This is a genomic window from Halopseudomonas litoralis (assembly GCF_900105005.1).
Classification (GTDB): Bacteria; Pseudomonadota; Gammaproteobacteria; order Pseudomonadales; family Pseudomonadaceae; genus Halopseudomonas; species Halopseudomonas litoralis.
In genome coordinates this window covers 2,919,835-2,942,579 of sequence record NZ_LT629748.1, presented here as the reverse complement: position 1 = coordinate 2,942,579, position 22,745 = coordinate 2,919,835, and the positions used below count along the sequence as shown (strand labels likewise).

Genomic DNA, 22,745 nt, shown 5'->3' with positions numbered 1-22,745 from the left:
TATCAGAAAACTTCACCTGAACCCCCTCGCGCTGTGCCCGGTCACAATTTCATCAGCAGATATCAAGGCGCCTGAAGCCGATCGGTTATTCGGGTGCTGAAACGGTCCCGCCGAGGAGGTTGCCCCATGCCGACCACAGTCAGTGATTATTTTGTCGAACGCCTGTACGAGTGGGGTGTGCGGCGCATCTACGGTTATCCCGGGGATGGTATAAACGGCGTATTTGGCGCGCTTAATCGAGCCAATGGCAAGATTCGTTTCATTCAGGCCCGGCATGAGGAAATGGCTGCGTTCATGGCATCTGCCGATGCCAAGTTCAGTGGCGGCCTGGGTGTGTGCCTGGCGACATCCGGCCCAGGGGCGGCACACCTGATAACCGGGCTGTATGACGCACGCCTCGACCACATGCCGGTACTGGCGATTGTCGGACAGCAGGCGCGCACTTGCTTGGGTGGTCATTACCAACAGGAACTGGACCTGGTCTCTCTGTTCAAGGACGTATCCGGTGCCTTTGTGCAGCAAGCGAGTGCGCCGGCACAGGTGCGGCATCTGGTGGACCGGGGAATACGCACGGCATACGGCGAGCGCAAGGTGGCGACGATCATTTTACCCAATGATCTGCAGGACGTGGAATACACCGAGCCGCAGCGTGCCCACGGTACCCTGCATTCCGGCATTGGCTACAGCCGGCCAAAAATCGTGCCCTACCAGCAAGACCTTGAGCTTGCTGCCGAGGCGCTGAACGCCGGTAGAAAGGTGGCCATTCTGGTCGGTGCGGGTGCGCTTGGCGCGACTGAAGAAGTCATCCAGGTTGCCGAAAAACTCGGCGCTGGGGTGGCCAAGGCGCTGCTCGGTAAAGCGGTGCTGCCCGACGATCTGCCCTGGGTCACCGGTTCCATCGGTCTGCTGGGTACTGAGCCCAGCTACAAGCTGATGACCCAATGCGACACGCTGCTGATGATAGGTTCGGGCTTTCCCTATTCTGAGTTTCTGCCCGAAGAAGGCCAGGCCAGGGGTGTGCAGATAGACATCAAGGCAGACATGCTCAGTCTGCGCTATCCGATGGAGGTGAGTCTGCAGGGGGATGCCGCCGAGACTCTGCGTCTGCTGTTGCCGCTGCTGACAGAAAAGACTGACCGCAGCTGGCGCCGGGACGTCGAGGCATGGCGTGGCGACTGGGAAACAACGCTGGAAAGCCGCGCCATGGTGGCAGCCGACCCGATCAATCCGCAGCGAGTGGTCTTCGAGCTGTCACCGCGATTGCCGGATCGGGCGGTGGTTACCTGCGACTCCGGCTCCTGCGCCAACTGGTATGCGCGGGACCTGAAGATTCGCCGCGACATGCTATGTTCGCTGTCCGGTGGGCTGGCCTCGATGGGCGCGGCGGTTCCCTACGCGATAGCTGCCAAGTTTGCCCATCCCGACCGTCCAGTGGTGGCGCTGGTAGGGGACGGCGCCATGCAGATGAACAATATGGCCGAGCTGATTACCGTCGCCAAATACTGGCAGGAATGGGACAACAGCCAGTGGATCTGCGCCGTATTCAATAATGAGGACCTCAATCAGGTGACCTGGGAACAACGGGTCATGCAGGGCGATCCCAAATTTGAAGCCTCGCAGAACATTCCCAGTGTGCCTTATCACCGCTTCGCCGAATCGATAGGGCTGAAAGGTATTTATGTCGATCGCGAAGACGCGGTGGCCGCCGCCTGGGAGGAAGCGCTGGCGGCTGACCGGCCGGTGGTCATCGAGTTCAAGACCGACCCGGATGTACCGCCGCTGCCGCCGCACATCAAGCTCGAACAGGCTCAGGCCTATGCCAAAGCCTTGCTACAAGGCGATCCGAATCAGCGGGGCATCATCAAGCAATCTGCAAAACAGGTTCTGAGCCGCTTCCTGCCCGGTAATTCCGAATGAAGTGCGGTTCAAGGAAAAGCTGAACTGTATAACCGCTGCCCGGGTCGAAACCTTTACATACCTCGAACTCAGGAGTTTTTTATGCTGAAGTTTCTCGCCAGCACTGCAGGCATCATTTTTCTGGTCGGCTTGGTGGTGATCATCGGTCTGCTGATGCTGATTTTCTGACCCGGCTGATCCAGCTGTCCCAACGCAGATTCAACCAGAGCGACAGCCCGATCACCGCGCCTCCGAGCAGCAGGCGTGGCAGATCGGCCTGCTGATTCCAGATCAACAGATTGACCACCAGGCCAGCTGGAATCAGCGCATTGTTCATGATGCCCAAGGTACCTGCATCCACCAGTGTGGCACCCCGGTTCCAGAAGAAGAAACCCAGTCCCGACGCGATCAATCCCAGCCAGCCCAGTACGCTCCAGTGCACCAGTGTCTGCGGCAACTTCTGATGATCACCCAGCATTATCCAGGCGGGTAGTGCCACCAGCAGTGCACCAATGAAAAAGAAGCCGAAACCATGCCACTGTTGCCGGGTGTCCGCGCGGAAATGGCGCACCAGATGCGCGTAGCCCACCTGGCCCGCGGCGAAGGCGATATTGGCCAGTTGCAGCAGCAGGAAGCCTTTCACGTAATCATTGCTGATACCGTCATAGCGAATGATACCCGCACCCACTACGGCAATCAGGGTGGCGACCACCGGTCCGGAACTGAAGCGTCGCCGCAGGGCATTGTCTGCCAGCGCTACGTACAGCGGCGTGAAGATGGTGAACAGCAGGACTTCGGGCACGGTGAGCAGCTCGAAGGACAGGTACAGGCAGATATAAGTCAACCCGAACTGCAGCGCGCCGACGGCAAGCAAGCCGGGCGCCATACCCTTGGGCAACTGCCGCGGTCGCAGTAACGGCAGAAACAACAGCGCTGCCAGAACGATACGGGTCAATACGGAAAAATAACTATCAACCTGCCCGGCCAGATACTCGCCTATCAGACTGAACGAGACGGCCCATAACAGCGTGACGGCGATGAGATAGAACATGGGTGTCCTTCAGTAGGGCTGGCGGGGGCGAAGGATGATAGTCGTCTTGTTGAAACAGATGCAATCTGTCGAACGCTGTGGCAGATTTGTGCGGCTTGGCTGCTCAACACAGATCAGTCGCATTCACATACAAGGATCAGGCGATGAACAAGACAGGGATAGCTGCAGTGACGCTGGGGATATTGGCAGTCGCAGGCACAGGCGGAGGCTGGTACACCGGCTCCCAGCTGGAATCGGTATTGCAGGATTCCATTCGCAAGGGCAATGAACAGCTGGCGGCACAGTTCCCGAATACGGATGTGGCGCTGGAGCTGGTGGCGTTCGAGCGAGGAATACTCTCGAGCACGGCCCGTTATCGCCTGATAATGCAGGCGGCCAGCGGTGATGAGCCTGCGCTTGATCTGTTTATCGGTGACCGTATAGAGCATGGCCCGATACCGGTGTCGCGATTGCTTTCCTTGCAGTGGATGCCGGTCATGGCGACCAGTCATGCCGTGCTGGAGCCCAGCGAGACCATGTCCGAGTTGTTCGTCGCCAGCGCAGGGCAATCCCCCCTGACGATCACCAGCAATATCGGTTACGGCAACGGCATCACCGGTGATCTGCATGTCGTGCCGATGACGCTGAGCGAGTCCGGTAGCCATATGACCTTCTCTGGCCTGGACGCAGATTTCGAGACCGACACCACGGGCAGTAAGGTTGTACTCAGCGGCCGGTTCGACTCGTTGCAGATCGACGGAGAAGACGCCAGTGTCAGCCTGGTGGGCGGAGGGTTCCAGTTGGATCGCCAGCGCGATGACAGCTTCGGACTGTATCTCGGTGATGGTCATCTGACGCTCGATAGCCTGGCCGTGGAGGTCGCCGACAAGCCGGCGCTGGTCCTGCGGGATATTGTGCAGTCCGATACCACAACACTCGGCGCCGATGGCGTGAAGGGCGCGCTCGATTACCAGGTGGGCTCAGTCAACTATGACGGCAACTCGCTGGGTTCAGTGCGTATGGACTGGAGTCTTGGCCGGCTTGACCCGCAGGCGACTGCGGCGCTGATGGGCATGTACAACACGCTGAGCATGGGCCTTGAGCCGGATGATCCAGAGGCCTTGAAGCAGCAATTTGCCGCCGCTCTACAGCAATTGCTGAAGGGCAAGCCGCGGCTGGCGCTGGACAACTTCTCGATCCGGACCGCGAATGGTGAAAGCCGCTTCACCTTGGGTGTGGATCTGCACAGCCCGGATTCCTTCGATCAGCCACCGGCGCTGTTGGCGCAGCAACTGGTGGGCGGTCTGGATGCGAATCTGGTGTTGTCCAAACCGATGCTCAGCGACATGGTGCGTTACAAGGCATTGTTCCAGCCAGAAGCCGATGCGGCGGCAGTGGAGCAGGAGGCGGTGATGGCAGCGGAGATGGTCGCGGGCATGGCGGAAATGATGCAGCTCGGTATCTTGGAAGGCGACAATATTCTCTCCAACCTGCGTTACGCCGACGGCATGATCAATCTCAACGGGCAGAATATCGAGTTGGAGGATTTTGTCGGTCTGCTGACCATGATGTCACCCGGACCCGCACTGGGCGCGTTGGAATAACGGCAGGGTGGCTATGCTCGCCTTGGCACTGTCATGGCGGGCAAGTACCATGTCGCCATCAAGCCTGCGGCAGGCAGCCGCTGAGCGTTAATCCAGAGACGAGTATAAATGATCCCTACTGATCAACTGCACACCATGCTGGGCCTGTTGCTGTTCGGCTTTCTCATGCTGGGAATCGGTTTCAGCTTTCGTGACAAAGGGTGGGGAGTGGGATTGATGCTGTTCGGTTCAGCCGTACTGCTGGTGACCATAGGCACGCGGATTCTGAAGGCGGTGTCGCTGAGCTGAGAAGGTTACACCGGCGCTGTAGCCAGCGCCGGTGTGCTGTTCAGATACTGGACCGGATCAGAAGTGCACCTTGACCAGCAGGTTGGTGACGTTCTGATTGGTATCGAAGGCAGCGGTATTCTCGATACCGTACTTGTCCTTCCAGTAGCTGTATTCGATACCGGTATACAGTTGCTTGGCCTTCCAGCCCAACGCCTTGCCCAGGTCGTATTTGACCTGCGGGTTGAAGTGCAGGTTGGCATGTTTGCCGTCACCGTCGTTATCAACGATCCAGTCAATGAACCCATCGATCAGAACATCTGACTTGCCCACCGGCAAGGTCACAGCCCAGACCGGAGTGATCTGCCAGGAACCGCGTACGCCCTCGGGTGTATCGGAGTGCCGATAATAGGTATTCAGCTGGAAATAGTCGAAGCCGGGCAGAGCCAGATCAAAGCCCGGCCCCAGCAGGTAGTTCTTGATGTCGCCGCGGCCGCGCTCATAGGTACCGGCGAGCAGCACGTCGGTGATCGGGCCGAAGCTGATCTGTTGTCCGCTCAGCTTGCCGAATGACAGGCGCGGTGCAACCTCGCCATACCAGGTGCTGTTGTTGCCGTTGGCATCCTTGGCGCCGTTGTAGTGAATGCTGTCGACAAACAGGAACAGATCGCCGAAGCTCCAGCCGCTGACGTGCTCGAAGGTGACCGCCTGCTGGGTCTTGGGATCCACTTCGAAGTCATTGCCATAGAGATAGGTCAGGCTGTTGTTCTGCCATTGCAGAGGCGAGGCGGCGGCAAGGCCGCTGGCGACGGCAAGACCGCCGACAGCGGCTCCCTTGATCAGTTTGCGCATTCATTTGCTCCGGGGTGAAGGATGGGGAGAATCGCGCGCCATATTAATGATTCTCCAGCAAAAGAAAACTGCTTCCGCTCACATGCCGGCGAACAGCGCACGGCAACGCCCCATAGCGGCCGTGGAATGGTAATCTTGTCAGCACGCAATTTGTTGGAATGAACTGAAAATGCTGTTACGTGGATTAACCTGGCTTATCGTTTTTCAGCTGATTGGCACGGCTCTGAATATTATGTTCCTGCCCTTTCTGCCCAGTCCGATCATCGGCATGGCGTTGCTGGTGGTATTCATGCGCGTGCGCGGCAAGGTGGGTGAGTCGCTGGAAATGGCCTCCTCGGGATTGCTGCGCTTTCTGCCTCTGCTGCTGATTCCGCCAGCGGCCGGCGTCATGATGTACGGCAGCGAAGTAACAGCAGATGCTGTGGCGATACTGGTCAGCCTGACGCTGTCATTCATTCTGGTGGTCCCCTTGGCCGGTCATCTGATGCAGCACCTGATACGCCGCCAAGTCCGCCGGGAGGAAGTATGAACAGCTCGCTGGTGACGGCCTGGGATGCGGTGGTGGCGCATCCGTTATTTCTGGTGGGGCTGACGCTGGGTATTTATCAGCTCGGCCTGGCGCTGTATGAGCGCACGCAAATGGCCCTGCTGCATCCGCTGATTGTGTCCATCGTGCTATTGATTGGCGCCTTGTGGTTGCTGGGGCTGGAATATCCCGTCTACCGAGATGCGGTGTTTCCGCTGACCATGTTGCTGGGCCCGGCGACGGTGGCGCTGGCCGTGCCGCTGTATCACAACCTGCGGCGCATTCGGCAGTTTTTCTGGCCGGTAATGACTACCCTGGTGGTGGGTGGCGTGTTTGTCACCGTCGTCACGCTGCTGCTGGCCTGGCTGCTGGGAGCGGATTTCGCCATGCTGATGACCCTGGCACCCAAGTCTCTGACCACACCTATCGCCATGATGGTTGCTGAGCAGTTGGGTGGCGTGGCGGCGATGGCGGCCGCTTTCGTCATGTACACCGCCGTACTGGGCGCGCTCATGGGGCCATGGCTATTGAGTGTGACCGGTGTAACCCATCCGGCGGCCCGTGGCATGGCGCTCGGCTTGGCGGCTCATGCGGTCGGTACTTCGCGGGCACTCGAAGAAGGCGAAGAAGCCGGTGCCTTCGCCGCGCTGGCAATGAGCCTGATGGGCATAGGAACCGCGTTGCTGCTGCCGGTCTGCGTCACGCTCTGGTTGTTACTCTGACTGCCCGGTTCCCGGTGCAATACCGGGAACGCATTCTGCAATACCCTGTCACAGATAATAGCGTCGCGCTGCCGATGGGCTTGATCATCGGTTGACGCGGCCTTCTGCATTCATACCTTCCGACAAGGAGTTGCACGGATGGAACTGGATCCGCTGTTGCTGTCGCGCCTGCAATTTGCTTTTGTGGTCTGCTTTCACGCCATATTCCCGGTATTCACTATCGGGTTGGCGACCTTCATTGCCTTTCTTGAGGCGCTGGCATTCAAGACCGGCAATCCGGTATGGACGCGGCTGTCGCGCTTCTGGGTTCAGGTATTCGCTGTGGCCTTCGCCATGGGGGTGGTCTCGGGCATTGTGATGTCCTTCCAGTTCGGCACCAACTGGAGCAATTTCTCCTACGCTGCGGCCAATTTCATCGGGCCGATGCTCAGCTATGAAGTGGTCACGGCGTTCTTCCTGGAAGCGGCCTTTCTCGGCGTGTTGCTGTTTGGCCGGAACAAGGTGCCCCCGGGTGTGCATCTGTTCGCCGCTTGCATGGTGGCGCTGGGTACGCTCATTTCCACCTTCTGGATTCTCGCGGCCAACAGCTGGATGCACACGCCTGTCGGCACCGAGCTGACAGAGGGTGTGTTCATCGTCGGCAGCTGGCGCGAGGCGATCTTCAACCCGTCGTTCCCGTATCGTTTCACTCACATGGTACTGGCCTCGTTTCTAACCGGCTCCTTCGTGGTGGCGGGGGTCAGTTCCTGGTACCTGTTGACGGGGCGGGATGTGGAAGCCAACCGCCGGGCGCTGTCCATGTGCTTGTGGCTGATCCTGTTCCTCGCGCCAACCCAGGCCGTGGTTGGTGATTATCACGGACTCAACACATTGGAACATCAGCCGACCAAGATCGCCGCCATGGAAGGAAACTGGGAGACCATGAAGGGCATGCCGTTACTGTTGTTTGCCATTCCCGATCAGGAAAACGAGACCAACCATTTCGAGATAGGTATCCCGAGACTCGGTAGCCTGATTCTGACCCATGATATGAATGGTGAGGTGGCGGGGCTCAAGGAAGTGGCGCCCGAGGAACGGCCGCCGGTATGGATAGTGTTCTGGGCATTCCGCGTCATGGTCGGTATTGGATTGCTGATGATCGGTTGCGCACTGGCCGGTCTGTTCCTGCGTGCCGGCGGGCGTTACTGGCGCCAGCCGCTGTTTCTCAACACCATGCGGTTGATGACTTTTGCGCCCTTTGCGGCGGTGCTATGCGGCTGGATAGTGACCGAAGTGGGCCGGTTCCCGTGGGTGGTCTATGGGCAGATGAGCCATATGGAAGGGCTGACGCCGTCGCTGACCGGGGGCATGGTGTTATTCACCCTGCTGGGTTACATAATGGTGTACGCAGTGATCTTCAGCGCCGGCCTGTATTACCTGATGCGGGTGTTGAGGGCAGGGCTGGAAAGTATTGACCAGCATGATGAGGTTCATGACATCGAGCGTCCGAAGCGGCCTCTGTCGGCGGCCCATGTGAGCATCGAAGAAGGAGGGCACTGACATGCATGGCATCGACCTGACCATTATCTGGGCGGTGATCATCGCCTTCGGCATCATGATGTACGTATTGATGGACGGCTTCGATCTGGGCGTGGGCATTCTGTTCCCTTTCGCTCCGGATGAAGATGCGCGCGACGTGATGATGAACTCGGTGGCACCGGTCTGGGATGGCAATGAGACCTGGCTGGTTCTCGGTGGTGCTGGGCTCCTGGCGGCATTTCCACTGGTCTATTCGGTGCTGATGCCGGCACTGTACATCGGCGTATTTCTGTTGTTGGCGGGGCTGATTTTCCGTGGGGTGGCCTTCGAGTTTCGCTTCAAGGCCACGTCTTCGCGCAATCTGTGGAACTGGGCGTTTGCGGGTGGTTCCATGGTGGCGTCCTTCGCCCAGGGCGCGGTAGTGGGTGCCTATATCCAGGGTTTCAATACGGTGGATGGGCGTTATGTGGGTGGTGCGCTGGAATGGCTCACCCCCTTCAGCGTACTGACCGGACTGGGCCTGCTGGCTGGCTACGCGCTGCTCGGCAGCACCTGGTTGATCATGAAGACCGAAGGTTACATCCAGCAGTGGGCCTACCGTATCGCTCCCTGGCTGCTGGCGGCGGTGCTGTTGGTATTCGCCGTGGTCAGTGTGTGGACGCCAGCGGTGGACCCTGCGGCCTTCGAGCGCTGGTTCAGCGTCATCCGCCTGATCTGGATCTTCCCGTTACTGGCATTGCTGTTCGCCTTTCTGGTATTGCGTAGCCTGCGACGCCGTCAGCAATCCATGCCCTTTGTCGCCACCATGGGTATGTTCGCCTTCACCTACCTTGGCCTGCTGGTGACCAAATGGCCCTATGTGGTGCCGCCGAACTATACCTTGTGGGACGCTGCCTCCGCACCGGGCTCCCAGCTGTTTCTGCTGATCGGTATGCTGTTCGTGATTCCCGTGATCCTTGCGTATACCGCGTGGACCTACTGGGTGTTCCGCGGCAAGGTACGGGTGGGTGAGGGTTACCACTGAACAGCGCAAGCAGATTATCCGCTCCCGAAGGCAGTGATGGCTGGCTGCGCTGGTTGCTGGTGCCGCAGCGGCGCTTGCTGAATGCTGCGCTGTTGCTGGCGGTCACGGCGGCGGGCCTGTTTATTCTGCAGAGTTGGCTGCTGGCCAGCCTCTTCAGCCACTGGTTGACTGCCTGGCAAACGGGCGCTGCGCAGGCGCGCGAACTTTCTCGATGGTGGCCATGGCTGATTGGCTTGCCGCTATGCCTGATAGTGCGGCCATGCCTGCAGTACGGCCGCGAACGCCTGTCGCAACGGGCCAGTCTGCGGGCACGCCAGGAGCTGCGTGAGCAGCTGCTGCAACGTCTGGCCATGCTCGGGCCGGCGCGCCGTGGGCTGGGGGTCGATGCCGAACTGAGCAGTCGCCTGCTGGAGCAGGTGGATGCGCTGGACGGCTATATCAGCCGCTACCAGGTGCAGCGCCAACTGGTTTTCATCGTGCCCCTGATGTTGTTGCTGGCGACAGCCTGGCATAGCCTGCTGGCCGCTGCGCTGCTGCTGGCGACTGCCCCTCTGGTGCCGCTGTTCATGGTGCTGCTGGGCCAGGCGGCGGCTACGGCCAGTCGGCGTCAATTCGTGGCGCTGGGACAGATGAGCGGGCGTTTCCTTGATCTGTTGCGCGGCATGGCTACCCTGCGCCATCTGCAGGCGCTGGGACCAGCGCAGCAGGCGGTCGAAGAGGCCGCCGAAGACTACCGCAGCCGGACCATGCGGGTGTTGCGCATGGCCTTCCTGTCCGGCGCCGTACTGGAACTGTTCGCCTCGATTGCCATCGCCATGGTTGCCCTGTATCTGGGCATGGGATTGCTCGGCATGCTGCCCTGGGCGCAGGGCGAGATTCCGGTTCCCTATCAGAGTGCACTGTTCATATTGCTGTTGGCACCGGAGTTCTATGCGCCGCTGCGTCAGCTGGGCACTGACTATCATGCCAAGGCGGAGGCCGAGGGTGCGGTCGCCGAATTGCTGCCCATGCTGCAGTTGGAGGTATGGCAGCACCCCGGCAGCCAACCGCTGACGCTCGACCATGCACCCTCCATTGCCTGTCGTGATATCAGCGTGGATCTGCCGGGCGCGGCAGCACGCTTGCGGCCGCTGAGTCTGGGGCTGGCTGCAGGTGAACGGGTATGGCTGCAAGGGTCCAGTGGCAGTGGCAAGTCGACGCTGCTGCATGTGCTACTCGGCTTTGTAGCGCATGCCGGAGAGATCTTGATCGACGACCTGCCACTGAACGCGGTGCGCCGCAGTGACTGGCACCGGTATGTGGGGTTTCTCGCGCAGCAGCCTGAGCTGGTTGCAGGCACGGTAGAAGCCAACTTGCGTCTTGCAGCACCCCAGGCCAGCGACCAGGAGTTGATCGGCGTGCTGCAGGAAGTCGGGCTCTGGCCTTTACTGCGGCAATTGCCGCTGCAGCTCGAAACGCCGTTGGGCGAGCGGGGACTGGGACTGTCCGGCGGTCAGTTGAGCCGTCTGGCATTGGCCCGGCTGCTGCTGCGTGATACGCGGGTCTGGCTGTTGGACGAACCCCACGCCCACCTCGATCCGCAGACTGCGGAGCTGATCGGTGATCTGCTGGAGCGGCTCAGCCGGGGCCGTACCCTGCTGCTGGTGAGCCATGATGCGGTCGGGCTTGACTGGCTGGACCGGCGGGTCAGCCTGGAAGAAAAACATGACTGAACAGCAGAAGCCGGTGATACGTCTGCGCAGCCTGCTCAACAGCCGCCTGGGTGGCTGGTGGCTGGCCGGTGTGCTCGGCGCGGTTACGCTGTTCTCGGCAATAGCGCTGCTGGCAGTTTCCGGCTGGTTCATCACGGCGGCGGCACTTGCTGGCATGGCGGTGGCGGGCGTTGGTTATGCTCTCGATATCTTTGTGCCTGCCGCGATCATCCGTTTGCTGGCGCTGACACGCACTGTGGGCCGCTATACCGAACGCCTGGCCTCGCACAATGCCGCATTGGGACTGCTGCGAGACCTGCGTAGTCAGCTCTTCAGTCGCATCGCACAACGCCGGCGCCTGCCGTTGCGCAGCGCGGGCGCGATGCACCGGCTGGTGGCAGATATCGATCTGCTTGATCAGTTTCCGTTGCGAGTCGTGCTGCCCTGGGCCTGGGCCAGTCTGTTGCTGGTGATGCTGCTGGCCTGGTTGGCACTGCTGGATCACAGCTTGTTGTTGGCGGCGCTGCCTGGACTGCTGTTGGCGTGGTTGTTGCCCTGGCTGGGTTACTGGCGCGGTGGGCGGTTGGCACGTGATGAGGTTGCCCACGCGCAAGAGCGCCGGGAGTTTCTGCTCGATAGCCTGCAGTTGCTGACTCCGCTGCTGATCTGGCAGCGCTGGAGTGAGCGTGGCAAGGCATTTATGCAGCGAGACCGTGAGCATCTCGCTCGACAGGACCACCAACAGCGACTGACCAGCCGCATGGCGCTGCTCCAGCAAGTGGCGCTGGCGTACGCTTTGTTGGCGGTATTGTGGCAAGGCCAGCCGTTGATGGCGGAAGGGATATTGTCGGTGCCCTTGTTGCTCGCTGCGCTGCTGACAGTGCTCGGCTTGTATGAGGCGCTGCTGCCACTGGCGGGCAGTTTTATCGCGCTGGGGTTGAGCCAGGCGGCGCGGGACCGGTTGAATGCCCTGGCGGGTGAGGACGCGCCGTCACACTCATCGGCAGCGCGGCCGCAGGCGCCCTGGTCGCTGCAGCTATCCTCTGTCAGCGCACGCTGGCCGGGTGCGTTGAATGGCCCAGACAATATCGATCTGCAACTGACGCAGGGCGAGACGCTGCTCGTGCAGGGGCCGTCCGGAGGTGGAAAGTCCACGCTACTGCAGCTATTGGCGGGTGAGGACATGGAGTCCCGTGGGGCATGTCTGCTCAATGGTCAGCCTCTGGCCGGCTGGGACCTGCGGGAGGTGATCGGTTATCTGCCCCAGGACATCGATATCTTCACCCTGCCGCTGGCCGCCAACCTGCGTCTGGGTAACCCGCAGGCAAGTGATGAACAGTTATGGCAGGTGCTGGAGGACGTCGCTCTGGCGGAGTGGGTCAGGGGGCAGCCACAGCAATTGCAACTGTTGCCCGGTGAGTTGGGCTCGGCGGTCTCCGGTGGCCAGGCGCGGCGTATTGCGCTGGCGCGGCTGCTGCTGGCCGAGAGGCCGATACTGCTGCTCGACGAGCCCTTCGCCGGACTGGACGCCGCTTCCCGCGAACAGGTAATGGCGGCGCTGGTGCGGCGTCAACAGCAGGGGCTGCTGTTGATCGCCAGTCACCAGCCGGTCATGGCTGAGGGGTTGCAGTGGCTGCGCATATAGCGCACCGGCTACTACCAGGTATCAACAAACGGCCGGGTGCCCGCCTGCAGCGACTCCGGCGGCGCCGAACTCAACCCTCGCAGCAGCCAATCCCGGGTTTCCACCGGGTCGATGACCGCATCGATCTCCAGGAAGCTGGCCATGCTCAGACCTTTGCCGCGGGCATACAGCTCGCCTACCAGCTTGTCGAATAACGCCTGCTGTTCGGCGGGGTCTTCCAGCGCAGCCAATTCCTTGGCATAGCCCAGTCGCACCGCACCTTCCAGGCCCATGGCGCCGAACTCACTGCTCGGCCAACCGATGGTGAACATCGGTGCGTGAAAGCTGCCGGCCGCCATGGCCTGAGCGCCAAGGCCGTAGCCCTTGCGCAGCACCACGGTGAAGAAGGGAATGTTCAGGCTGGCCGCAGTGACGAACATGCGCGATACATGGCGCACCGTGGCCTGTTGCTCGGCATCCGGTCCGACCATGAAACCGGGGGTGTCGCACAGCGATACCATGGGCAGACCATGGGCCTGACACAGCTGCATGAAGCGCGCCGCCTTGTCTCCTGCCAGCGCATCGATGGCTCCGCCCAGGTGCATCGGATTGTTGGCCATCAGCCCGAAGGGCTTGCCGCCGATACGGATCAGCGCGGTGATCATGCCTGGGGCAAACTGACGACGCAGCTCCAGCACCGAATCGGTATCGGCCAGCGCCTCGATGACCTGGCGGATGTCATAGACGCGCAGACGGTTTTCCGGAATCAGGTGGCGCAGCAGGCGTTGATCGGCACATTCGCTCGTGGTCAGATCGCCCTGGAAATAGGACAGGTACTGCTTGGCTGCGCGGGTGGCTTCGGCTTCATCCTTGACCAGCACGTCGATCACCCCGTTGGGCCCTTGCACACCGGTCGGGCCGACCTGTTCCGGGGTGAAGCGACCGAGTCCGCCGCCTTCGATCATGGCGGGGCCCGCCATGCCGATGCTGGCATTCTCGGTGGCGATGATCACATCGCAACAGCCGAGCAACGCAGCGTTGCCGGCAAAGCAGCGACCGGATACCACGCCGACCAGCGGCACCTGGCCGCTGAGCCTGGCCATGCGCATGAAGGTAGTGCAATCCAGTCCGGCGACACCGACCTTGTCCACATCGCCTGGTCGTCCGCCGCCGCCTTCGGCAAAGAACACCAGCGGCAGGCGCCACTGTTCCGCCAGGGCCAGCATGCGGTCGGTCTTCTTGTGGTTCATCACGCCCTGGGTGCCGGCGAAGACCGTGTAGTCATAACTCATGGCCATGCATCGGGCGGTTTCGGCATCAAACAGGTCACTGTTGACCGCGCCGATACCGGCGATCAGACCGTCGGCCGGGCTCATCTTCAACAGTTCCTCATGGCTGCGCCGAGTGCGCTGTGCGGCCAGGGCGAAGCCACCGTATTCCATGAAGCTGCCCTCATCCAGCAGCTCGGCGAGATTCTCGCGGGCGGTACGCTGACCGGTCTTGCGGCGTTTGGCTACGGCTTCGGGGCGCCGGGCATCGGTCAGATCCGCGCGGCGCTGCAGAACCTCGTCAAGATCGGTGCGGATATGCTGCAGATCCAGCTGCTCTTCGCTGGTCTGCTGTACTTGCTCAACGCCGTTCGGTTCGATGAACAGCAGCGGACTGCCTTCGAACAGATTGCCCCCCGGAGCGGCGGCGAGTGCGCGAATGATGCCGCTGCAATCGGCCTTGATCACGAACTCCATTTTCATCGACTCCATGACCGCCAACGGCTGGCCAATGACCACTTCGTCCCCGGCTTGAACATCCATGCTCACCAATACGCCCTGCACCGGTGCGCTCAGCGGTTGACTGCCGTCAGGCGCCACCTGTTGAGCTGACAGGTTTTGGCCTGCGGTTATCTGGCTCGCGGCATACAGCTGCGGGTGGATTGTATTATCAGCGCCGATCAGCGTGGCAGCGTGCGCTTCGATGAAGCCTGTGGTGACCTCGTTGCTGCGCACCTGAGGATGCTGCAGCAGGCTCTGCAGGAACGGCATGTTGCTGGCGACACCCTCGAGTCGGAATTCGCAGAGCGCGCGGTAGGCCCGGCGCAACACCGTTTTGTAGTCGGATGCGGCATGCACGATCAGTTTGGCCAAGAGCGAGTCGAAGGCCGGATTGGTGGTGTAACCGCTGTAACCATAGCCGTCAACGCGCACACCATGGCCGCTGGGCGCTTCGTAGGCGGTGATGGTGCCGCCGGTGGGGCTGGCGCTGCCGTCGGGCTGCATGTTTTCCAGATTGATACGCAACTGCACGGCGTAACCGCGTGGCGCTGCAATGCGTGATTGTTCCACGTCGAGATCGACCAGGCTGGCGCCCGCCGCCAGGCGAATCTGCAGCTGGGCCAGATCCAGCCCGGTAACGGCTTCGGTCACCGTGTGCTCGACCTGAATGCGCGGGTTGGCCTCCATGAAGACGAAGTCGCCGCTATCTTCGTCAACCAGGAACTCCACAGTGCACAGACCACGATAGCCGACGGCACCGGTCAGCGTTACGGCGGCAGCCAGCAGGCGTTCACGCAGCGCGGGATCGAGCCCCGGCGCGGGTGCCACTTCCATTACTTTCTGGTTGCGCCGCTGCAAGGTACAGTCCCGCTCCCAGAGGTGGCTCACGGTGCGGCCATCGCCAATGATCTGAATCTCGATATGCCGGGCGCGGCGGATCAGCCGCTCGATGTAGAGATCGCCATTACCGAAGGCCGCGCGTGCCTCGGAGCTGCAGCGGGCAAAGGCCTGGTCCAGTTCGTCGATGCTGTGCACCGCGCGCATGCCGCGTCCGCCACCACCGGCCAGGGCCTTGAGCATGACAGCGGCGCCGCTTGGCAAGCCGGCCATGAAAGCTTTCGCCTGCTCCAGATCGGTGGCCTGGTTGGTGCCAGGTATCAGCGGTACGTCGTGCTTGATGGCCAGGCGTCTGGCACTGGCCTTGTCACCGAACAGCTCCAGCACCTCGGCGTCGGGCCCGACAAAGGTGATGCCCGCCTCGGTGCAAGCGCGGGCGAACCCGGCGTTTTCGCTGAGAAAGCCGTAGCCCGGGTGAATGGCGTCACAGCCATGCGCCTGGGCAATGGCAATCAGCTGCGGGCCGTCGAGGTAGGCTGTGGCGCCACGCCCTTGCAGCCCTACAGCGACATCAGCCTTGCGCAGGTGCAGCGAGCCCGCGTCGTCTTCGGAATACACCGCCACACTGGGGATATCCAATTCAGCCGCAGCGCGGGCCAGGCGGATGGCGATTTCGCCGCGGTTGGCAATCAGCAGACGTTTGAAGGGCATCAGATCCATTCCTGTAGTTCGTTCTTTTTCACTTTGCCAGTAGCGGTCATGGGTAGCGAATCAACCAGTCTGACCTCCGGCACCTTGTAGATGGCCATGACCTCGTGGCACCACTCCCGCAATGTTTCCGCGCTCAGATCGGTGCCCGGTTTGGCGATGATAAAAGCCACCGGTGTTTCACCGCGCTGCTCATCCGGGCGGCCGATCACTGCGCAAGCGAGAATGCCCGGGTGTTGGCCGAGCATGGCTTCCAATTCGCTGGGGAACACGCTCATGCCATTGACCTTGAGCATTTCCTTGCGCCGGCCCAGGTAGCGAATGAAGCCCTGTTCGGTGATGACGCCACTGTCACCGGTGTGCAACCAGCCATCGCGCAATGCGTCGGCGCTGGCTTCGGGTTTGTTCCAGTAGCCCTTGAGCAGAGAGGGTGTACGCACCAGCAGCTCGCCTTCACTGCCCAACGGCAGCAGTTCGCCGGTGGCAAAATCGCAGACCTTGAACTCGGTGCCGGGCACCGGCAGGCCAACGAAGGTCGGTGCGGACTTGAGGTCGAAGTCATCGTCCTGCAGGCCGGCGGTGAAGGTGTCACAGGTATGGGTTTCGGTCATGCCGAAGCTGGTTTCGAACAGGGTGCAACCGGTCAGCTCACGCCAGCGGCGGCGGTACTCCGGGGTGAGTTTCTTGATGAAGGAGACACAGCTGGTGACGCTCAGGGAGCTGAGGTCAAACTCGTCGCGCTGCGGATGATCGAGGATTTCTGCGGCGCTGTCGACCAGCAATCCGCAGTGGTTGACCCGGTAATGCTGCACTGCACCCATGAAGGCCAGCGGGTCCCAGCGTGCCAGCAATACCAGGGTGGTGCCGCCGAAGACCGGGAACAGCAACCCGGCGTTTTCCCCGGCGATCCAGAATTCGGGCATGAAGTTCAGGCTGACGCGCTCATTGTCCAGTCCCAGCGCGGCGGGCAGGAAGCTGGCGCAGGTGTAGAGCATGTCGCCATGGGTATGGATACAGCCTTTGGGCAGGCCGGTGGTGCCGCCGGTATAGTTCAGCGCGGCGATGCTGTCGAGCTGCGGCTCGGGAAGCTCTGCTCGGGGTTCAGTTGCCGCGAGAGCCGGCAGCAGATCGATGCTGTCGGTAACCGGAAGCTTGGGCGCCTGCAGCAGTTCCGGTACGGCAAATGGCGGTTCGGCGGGGCAGATTTCCGACAGGCTGGTGCTGATCAGCACGCGTAACTGCGTGTCGCTGGCAGCCTGGCGCACTACTGGCAGCAGTTGGTCGAGACAGACCATGACGCTGGCTCCACAATCCTGCAACTGGTAGGCCAGCTCGGTCGGTGTGGCCATCGGGCTGACCGGGGCGTGTACCGCGCCGGCCTTGAGAATGCCATAGAACACCAGGTGCAGTTGCGGACAGTTGGGCATGAATACGGCAACGCGGTCGCCGGGCTGTACGCCCTGATCCAGCAACAGGGCGGCGAAGCGGTCGCTCAGCTCGTGCAGTTCGGCATAGCTCAGATCATGACCGTAATAACGGACGGCGGGCTTGTCCGGTGATACCTCGGCCCAATGGCGCAGGTAGTCGGTCAGCGGGCGCTGGCCCAGCGGATACTGCGGTTCGGTGGCGTGACCAGCGGGCCAGGCCTGGCGCTGAAGCTCGCGCAGACGCTCAAGATATTCATGCTCATGCATGTTCGACACCTTGCTTGTTATTGTAGGAGCAAGGTCAGAGTAGAGCGGTTGGGTACGAAAAGCAGCAAGCTTGCCGTGGCGAATGGCGGGGCAGTACCGGTGCTTATGGTATGCCACGCAAATGCATTTTGGCTGTCAGAACAATTCCAGAGGGGTGATGCCTCCGTCGCTGCTGTAGCCGCCAGCTTCCAGCTCGCTGGTCGGTGGCGGTACGTCCTCTTCCTTGAAAACCTCCAGGAAGGCGCCGGGTGTGCCCGGACGGGCGCTGCGGCCGGTCATGGGGTCAACGCGGGTCGTCACCAGGCCATCGGGCTGCGGCTGGCTGTGCTCGGGTTTGTCTTTCAGCGCGTCGCTCATGAACTGCACCCAGATCGGCAGTGCAGTGGTGCTGCCATATTCGCGGCGGCCGAGGGTGCTGGGCTGATCGAAGCCGACCCATACCGTTGCTACATAATCGCTGTTGAATCCGGCGAACCAGCCATCTTTCTGTTCATTGGTGGTGCCGGTCTTGCCGCCGATATCGCTGCGCTGCATGGTCCGCGCGCGCGAGCCGGTGCCTCGGGTGATGACGTCCTTGAGCATGCTGGTCATCTGATAGGCCGTGCGCGGGTCGATTACCTCAGGTGCGAGCTCGGCCTCGGGCGGCGTCTGGCCGGGTGTCAGCCCGACATAGGCATCGATCCGGCGTTGCTGGTCGGCCAGCGCCTGCGGCGTGACTGCCGGGCGGGCGAAGTCGATCACCTTCTGTTCGCTGTTCTCGATGCGCTCGATCAGCCATGGCTTGACCGCATGGCCACCGCTGGCGATGACGGCATAGCCCGTGGCGATCTGCAGCGGAGTCAGTTCAGGGGTGCCCAGCGACGCGGACAGGTTGCGCGGCAGCTCCTCGCGGCTGAAGCCGAAGCGTTCCATATAGGTCAAGGCCTCATCCACACCGATGTCCTGCATCAGGCGAATCGAGACCAGGTTGCGTGACCGGTAGAACGCTTCGCGCAGCCGGATCGGGCCGAGGAAGTCGCCGCTGGAGTTGCTTGGCCGCCACTCATCGTTCTGACTGCCATCGTTGAACACCAACGGGGCGTCATTGGTCAGACTGGCGGGCGTATAGCCGTGATCCAGTGCGGCGCTGTAGAGGAATGGCTTGAATGACGAGCCCGGTTGCCGGCGCGCCTGTGTAACACGATTGTAGTTGCTCTGCAGAAAGGAAAAGCCGCCAGTCAACGCCTGGATGCTGCCATCCTGGGGCGACAGAACCACCAGCGCACTCTGTGCCTTGGGTACCTGCGCCAGCTTGTACTGCCCGTCTTCCTCCAACCGCTGAACGCGTATTACGTCGCCGGGCTGCAGGATGTCAGCCGGCTGGCGCGGGTTCGGGCCCATACTGTTGGCGCTAAGGTACGGCCGAGCCCAGCGCATGGCTTCCCAGGCGATGGTACCGCTGTCGCCATTGCCCAGCATGATCTTTGCGGAGTCAGAGTCGACCTCGCTGACGATCGCCGGGCGCAGACCACCCACACTGCGATAGGGTTTGAGCAGTTCCGGCAGTTGCTGCGCACTGGCGTCAGGGTGACGAGCTTCCGGGCCGCGGTAGCCGTGGCGCTGATCGTAAGTGATCAGGCCGCCGCGCAAAGCTTGGTTGGCCAGCGTCTGCAGGCGGCTATCGACCGAGGTATACACATAATAGCCGTCGGTGTAGGCCTCCGTGCCAAACCGTTCGATCATTTCCAGGCGAGCCATCTCTGCCACATAGGGCGCTTCCAGCTCAGGGTTGGCGCCATGGTTGCGCGCTGTGATCGGCGCCGCCACGGCCTCATCATGGGCGGCCTGGTCGATGCTGCCCAGATACAACATGCGCTGCAGAATCCAGTCACGGCGGATCTTGGCCCGTTCGGGATTGGCGACGGGGTTGTACGCGGACGGCGCTTTCGGCAGACCGGCGATCATGGCCAGCTGGGCCAATGGCAGTTCTGAAATCGGCTTGCCGTAATACACATGGGCGGCGGCCTCGATCCCGTAGGCGCGATTACCGAGGTAGATCTTGTTGACGTACAGCTCGAAGATTTCCCGCTTGCTGAGATTGCGTTCGATCTGCAGCGCCAGCAGGATCTCGTTGAGCTTGCGTGAAAACACCCGGTCGCTGGTCAGGAAGTAGTTTTTTGCCACCTGCATGGTGATGGTGCTGCCGCCGGTCTGGATCTGCCCGGTAGTCAGCAACTCCGAAGTCGCTCGCAGCAGGCTCATGGGGTCGACCCCATGATGATTGAGGAAGTTATCATCCTCAGCCGCCAGGATGGCATCGATGAAGCCCTGAGGAACCTGCTCGAAGCTTATTGGTAAACGCCGCATTTCGCCGTATTCGGCGATCAGCTTGTGGTCTGCGCTGTAAATGCGCAATGGAGTTTGCAATTTGACATCGCGCAGTGTATCTACATCTGGTAATGCCGGAGTCAGATACAGAGCGACGCCGCTGAGCGCGAGTAAAGGAGCACTTGCGATAGCGACGAGCAGCCAGAACAGGATGATTAGCACGCGCATGAGGGATCTGATCATTCCCTGTTGAATAAGCCGGTGAATGTAAGATAGTGATGAGAACGGGTTAACAGTCCGCATTATAAGCGTATTTTTTTGGGTTTAGCCATTTGCACTGGGACAAGGACTGTTATTTAATGCGGTTAAATATAAACCGCCCGTAAGTGGCGGATGCTGATAGGGAATTGGCTGTGCTAGGGCTTATCAAGAAGAAAGCGAATACGCTGCTGGGTGTCGATATCAGTTCCACCACCGTGAAACTGCTTGAACTCAGCCGCTCAGGAAACCGCTACAAGGTGGAAGCGTACGCGGTGGAACCTCTTCCACCGGGTGCCGTGGCGGAAAAGAACATAATCGAGCTCGAAGGCGTGGGTCAGACCCTGGAAAAGGTGCTGGCACGTTCGCGTACGTCTCTGAAACAGGCGGCCGTGGCCGTGGCTGGGTCGGCGGTGATCACCAAGATCATCGAGATGGACGCCGGCCTCGATGACGACGAGATGGAAGAACAGATCAAGCTGGAAGCTGATCAGTACATTCCCTACCCGCTTGACGAGGTCTCCATCGACTTCGAGGTGCAGGGTGTCTCGCCGCGCAATCCCGAACGAGTCGAGGTGTTGTTGGCCGCCTGTCGCCGGGAAAATGTCGATATCCGTGAGGCCGCGCTGGCGCTTGCCGGCATCGATGTGAAAGTCGTCGAAGTCGAGGCCTACGCCATGGAGCGTGCCTGCGAACTGGTGATCGATCAGCTCAACGGCGATCCGAGCGAGCTGACCATTGCGGTGATCGATATCGGCGCGACCATGATGACCCTGAGCGTGTTGAGCGAAGGGCGCACCATCTATACCCGTGAGCAGCTGTTCGGCGGCAAGCAACTGACCGACGAGATCCAGCGCCGCTACGGCTTGTCCCAGGACGAAGCCGGTCTTGCCAAGAAGCAGGGCGGGCTACCGGATGACTATGAAGGCGAAGTGCTGGGGCCGTTCAAGGATGCAGTCGCACAGCAGGTTTCGCGTTCTCTGCAGTTCTTCTTTGCCGGTGGTCAGTTCCACGATGTGGACTACATCCTGCTTGCCGGTGGTACTGCTTCGATCCCGGGCTTGGACCAGTTGATCCAGCAGAAACTCGGCACCACCACTCTGGTGGCCAACCCCTTTGCAAATATGACCCTGTCGAACAAGGTGAATGCGGTAGCGCTCAGCAATGACGCGCCGGCACTGATGATCGCCTGTGGTCTGGCAATGAGGAGTTTCGACTGATGGCTCGCATTAACCTGTTACCCTGGCGCGAGCAGCTCAGGGAAGAGCGCAAGAAGCAATTTCTCAGCATCCTGGTGCTCATCGTCCTGTTTTCCGGTCTGCTGATATTCCTCGGCGATCGCAATCTGAGCGGCAAGATCGATCAGCAGAATGCCCGCAATGATTTCCTGCGTAAGGAAATCAGCCTGCTGGATGGACGCATCAAGGAAATCGAACAGCTGCAGGCCCGTCGGACCCAGCTGCTCGACCGGATGAAGATCATCCAGGACCTGCAAGGCAACCGCCCCATCATCGTCCGCGTCTTCGACGAAATGGCGCGCACATTGCCCGAGGGCGTCTATTTCACCTCGGTGAACATGAAGGGGCCGGTGATCAGCATCAAGGGCGGCGCCGAGTCGAACAGCCGGGTTTCCAATCTCATGCGCCAGATGGACGCTTCCGACTGGCTGGCATCACCGAATCTGACCGCAGTGAAAGCGGTTACCCAGGGAGCATTGGATCAGGCCAACGTATTCGAGATGTCGGTCCGCCAGACCGAGCCGGGTGCGCCAGCCGCTGAGGGAGAACAGCAGCAATGAGTTTTGCTCAATCCATGGAAAGCTTGAAGAAGGTCGATATCAACGATCTTGACTTCAACAATATAGGATCGTGGCCTGCGGCGTTGAAGGTGATCGTCGGCATACTCGTCTTCGCGGTACTGCTGTTTCTCGGTTACCACTTTCACCTGAAGGACCTGCAGACCAGTCTTGAACGTACCAAGGGTCAGGAAGTGACGCTGCGCAAGGAGTTTGCAGACAAGTCCTTCAGGGCTGCCAATCTGGATGCCTACAAGGAACAGCTGGTCGAAATCGAGGAGCGCTTTGGTACGCTGCTCAAGCAGCTGCCCAGCGACACCGAAGTGCCGGGCCTGCTTGAAGATATCACCCAGATGGGCCTGAACAGCGGTCTCGAGTTCGAATCCATAACCCTGCAACCGGAAGTGGCTCAGCAGTTCTATATCGAACTGCCGATCCGCATCGTGGTGCAGGGCAACTATCACGATATCGCGACTTTCGTCAGCAGTGTTGCCGGTCTGCCGCGCATCGTCACGCTGCACGATTTCGATATCGTGCCGCTCAGCGAGGGCAATCCCGACCTGCTGAAGATGAACATCCTGGCGAAAACCTACCGCTATCATGATGCGGAGGGCCAAGAATGA

The 22,745-nt window shown here is 60.8% G+C and carries 18 protein-coding genes; 13 read left to right on the top strand and 5 right to left on the bottom strand.

From position 1 onward, the window contains the following. Window positions 1-126 precede the first annotated feature (126 nt). Together BLU11_RS14070 and BLU11_RS19865 are read left to right on the top strand one after the other, a co-directional pair. Window positions 127-1,917: a thiamine pyrophosphate-requiring protein gene (locus BLU11_RS14070; RefSeq protein ID WP_090274423.1), complete on the top strand. Its 1,791-nt coding sequence runs from the start codon at window positions 127-129 to the stop codon at window positions 1,915-1,917. Between the two features lie 81 nt (window positions 1,918-1,998). After that, window positions 1,999-2,085, top strand: a complete 87-nt coding sequence (locus BLU11_RS19865; RefSeq protein ID WP_157718723.1) for a small membrane protein YohP — start codon at window positions 1,999-2,001, stop codon at window positions 2,083-2,085. Here BLU11_RS19865 and BLU11_RS14065 read toward each other — a convergent pair. Beyond that, a complete protein-coding gene (locus BLU11_RS14065) occupies window positions 2,057-2,947 on the bottom strand; it encodes a carboxylate/amino acid/amine transporter (RefSeq protein ID WP_090274421.1) in 891 nt (296 codons plus the stop codon). The two genes, BLU11_RS19865 and BLU11_RS14065, sit on opposite strands and share 29 nt — an antisense overlap. Window positions 2,948-3,090: 143 nt before the next feature. Here BLU11_RS14065 and BLU11_RS14060 point away from each other — a divergent pair, with 143 nt between their 5' ends. Continuing rightward, window positions 3,091-4,530 carry a YdgA family protein gene (locus tag BLU11_RS14060; RefSeq protein WP_090274419.1) on the top strand — a complete coding sequence of 480 codons (1,440 nt, stop codon included), beginning with the start codon at window positions 3,091-3,093 and terminating at the stop codon, window positions 4,528-4,530. 108 nt (window positions 4,531-4,638) lie between these two features. Then, on the top strand, window positions 4,639-4,818 hold the full coding sequence (locus BLU11_RS14055; RefSeq protein ID WP_090274417.1) for a hypothetical protein: 180 nt from the start codon (window positions 4,639-4,641) through the stop codon (window positions 4,816-4,818). Between the two features lie 57 nt (window positions 4,819-4,875). Here the strand turns inward: BLU11_RS14055 and BLU11_RS14050 are convergent, their stop codons facing one another. Continuing rightward, entirely contained in the window at window positions 4,876-5,649 is a 774-nt protein-coding gene (locus BLU11_RS14050; protein WP_090274415.1) for an outer membrane protein OmpK, read from the bottom strand. Between the two features lie 169 nt (window positions 5,650-5,818). On the opposite strand from BLU11_RS14050, the gene BLU11_RS14045 reads away from it, so the two are divergent. The 6 genes from BLU11_RS14045 to BLU11_RS14020 all read left to right on the top strand — a co-directional run bounded on the left by BLU11_RS14045 (window position 5,819) and on the right by BLU11_RS14020 (window position 12,775). Continuing rightward, entirely contained in the window at window positions 5,819-6,178 is a 360-nt protein-coding gene (locus BLU11_RS14045; RefSeq protein WP_090274414.1) for a CidA/LrgA family protein, read from the top strand. After that, entirely contained in the window at window positions 6,175-6,897 is a 723-nt protein-coding gene (locus BLU11_RS14040) for an LrgB family protein (protein WP_090274412.1), read from the top strand. Before BLU11_RS14045 ends, BLU11_RS14040 begins: the two co-directional genes overlap by 4 nt. Before the next feature lie 138 nt (window positions 6,898-7,035). After that, entirely contained in the window at window positions 7,036-8,436 is a 1,401-nt protein-coding gene (locus tag BLU11_RS14035; protein ID WP_090274410.1) for a cytochrome ubiquinol oxidase subunit I, read from the top strand. Between the two features lies 1 nt (window position 8,437). Then, a complete protein-coding gene (gene cydB, locus BLU11_RS14030; RefSeq protein WP_090274408.1) occupies window positions 8,438-9,439 on the top strand; it encodes a cytochrome d ubiquinol oxidase subunit II in 1,002 nt (333 codons plus the stop codon). Between the two features lie 59 nt (window positions 9,440-9,498). After that, complete coding sequence (gene cydD / locus BLU11_RS14025) at window positions 9,499-11,151, top strand: thiol reductant ABC exporter subunit CydD (protein WP_231702209.1); 1,653 nt, start codon at window positions 9,499-9,501, stop codon at window positions 11,149-11,151. After that, window positions 11,144-12,775, top strand: coding sequence for an amino acid ABC transporter ATP-binding/permease protein (locus BLU11_RS14020; RefSeq protein WP_157718681.1), 1,632 nt, complete (start codon window positions 11,144-11,146; stop codon window positions 12,773-12,775). Before cydD ends, BLU11_RS14020 begins: the two co-directional genes overlap by 8 nt. An 11-nt stretch (window positions 12,776-12,786) precedes the next feature. Here BLU11_RS14020 and BLU11_RS14015 read toward each other — a convergent pair whose 3' ends face one another. From BLU11_RS14015 to BLU11_RS14005, 3 genes are all read right to left on the bottom strand, one after another. Continuing rightward, window positions 12,787-16,071 (bottom strand): carboxyl transferase domain-containing protein, encoded by a 3,285-nt coding sequence (locus BLU11_RS14015; protein WP_090274402.1) that lies wholly within the window; start codon window positions 16,069-16,071, stop codon window positions 12,787-12,789. Beyond that, window positions 16,071-17,762, bottom strand: coding sequence for an AMP-binding protein (locus BLU11_RS14010; RefSeq protein WP_090274400.1), 1,692 nt, complete (start codon window positions 17,760-17,762; stop codon window positions 16,071-16,073). The genes BLU11_RS14015 and BLU11_RS14010 overlap by 1 nt, the downstream gene beginning before the upstream one ends. Window positions 17,763-17,897: 135 nt before the next feature. After that, a complete protein-coding gene (locus BLU11_RS14005; protein WP_090274397.1) occupies window positions 17,898-20,297 on the bottom strand; it encodes a penicillin-binding protein 1A in 2,400 nt (799 codons plus the stop codon). Window positions 20,298-20,482: 185 nt separating this feature from the next. On the opposite strand from BLU11_RS14005, the gene BLU11_RS14000 reads away from it, so the two are divergent. The 3 genes from BLU11_RS14000 to BLU11_RS13990 are packed head-to-tail and all read left to right on the top strand — an operon-like array spanning window position 20,483 to window position 22,745. Further along, window positions 20,483-21,547 (top strand): pilus assembly protein PilM, encoded by a 1,065-nt coding sequence (locus BLU11_RS14000; protein WP_090274395.1) that lies wholly within the window; start codon window positions 20,483-20,485, stop codon window positions 21,545-21,547. Beyond that, complete coding sequence (locus BLU11_RS13995; protein WP_090274393.1) at window positions 21,547-22,125, top strand: PilN domain-containing protein; 579 nt, start codon at window positions 21,547-21,549, stop codon at window positions 22,123-22,125. The genes BLU11_RS14000 and BLU11_RS13995 overlap by 1 nt, the downstream gene beginning before the upstream one ends. Beyond that, on the top strand, window positions 22,122-22,745 hold the full coding sequence (locus tag BLU11_RS13990; protein WP_090274391.1) for a type IV pilus inner membrane component PilO: 624 nt from the start codon (window positions 22,122-22,124) through the stop codon (window positions 22,743-22,745). Before BLU11_RS13995 ends, BLU11_RS13990 begins: the two co-directional genes overlap by 4 nt.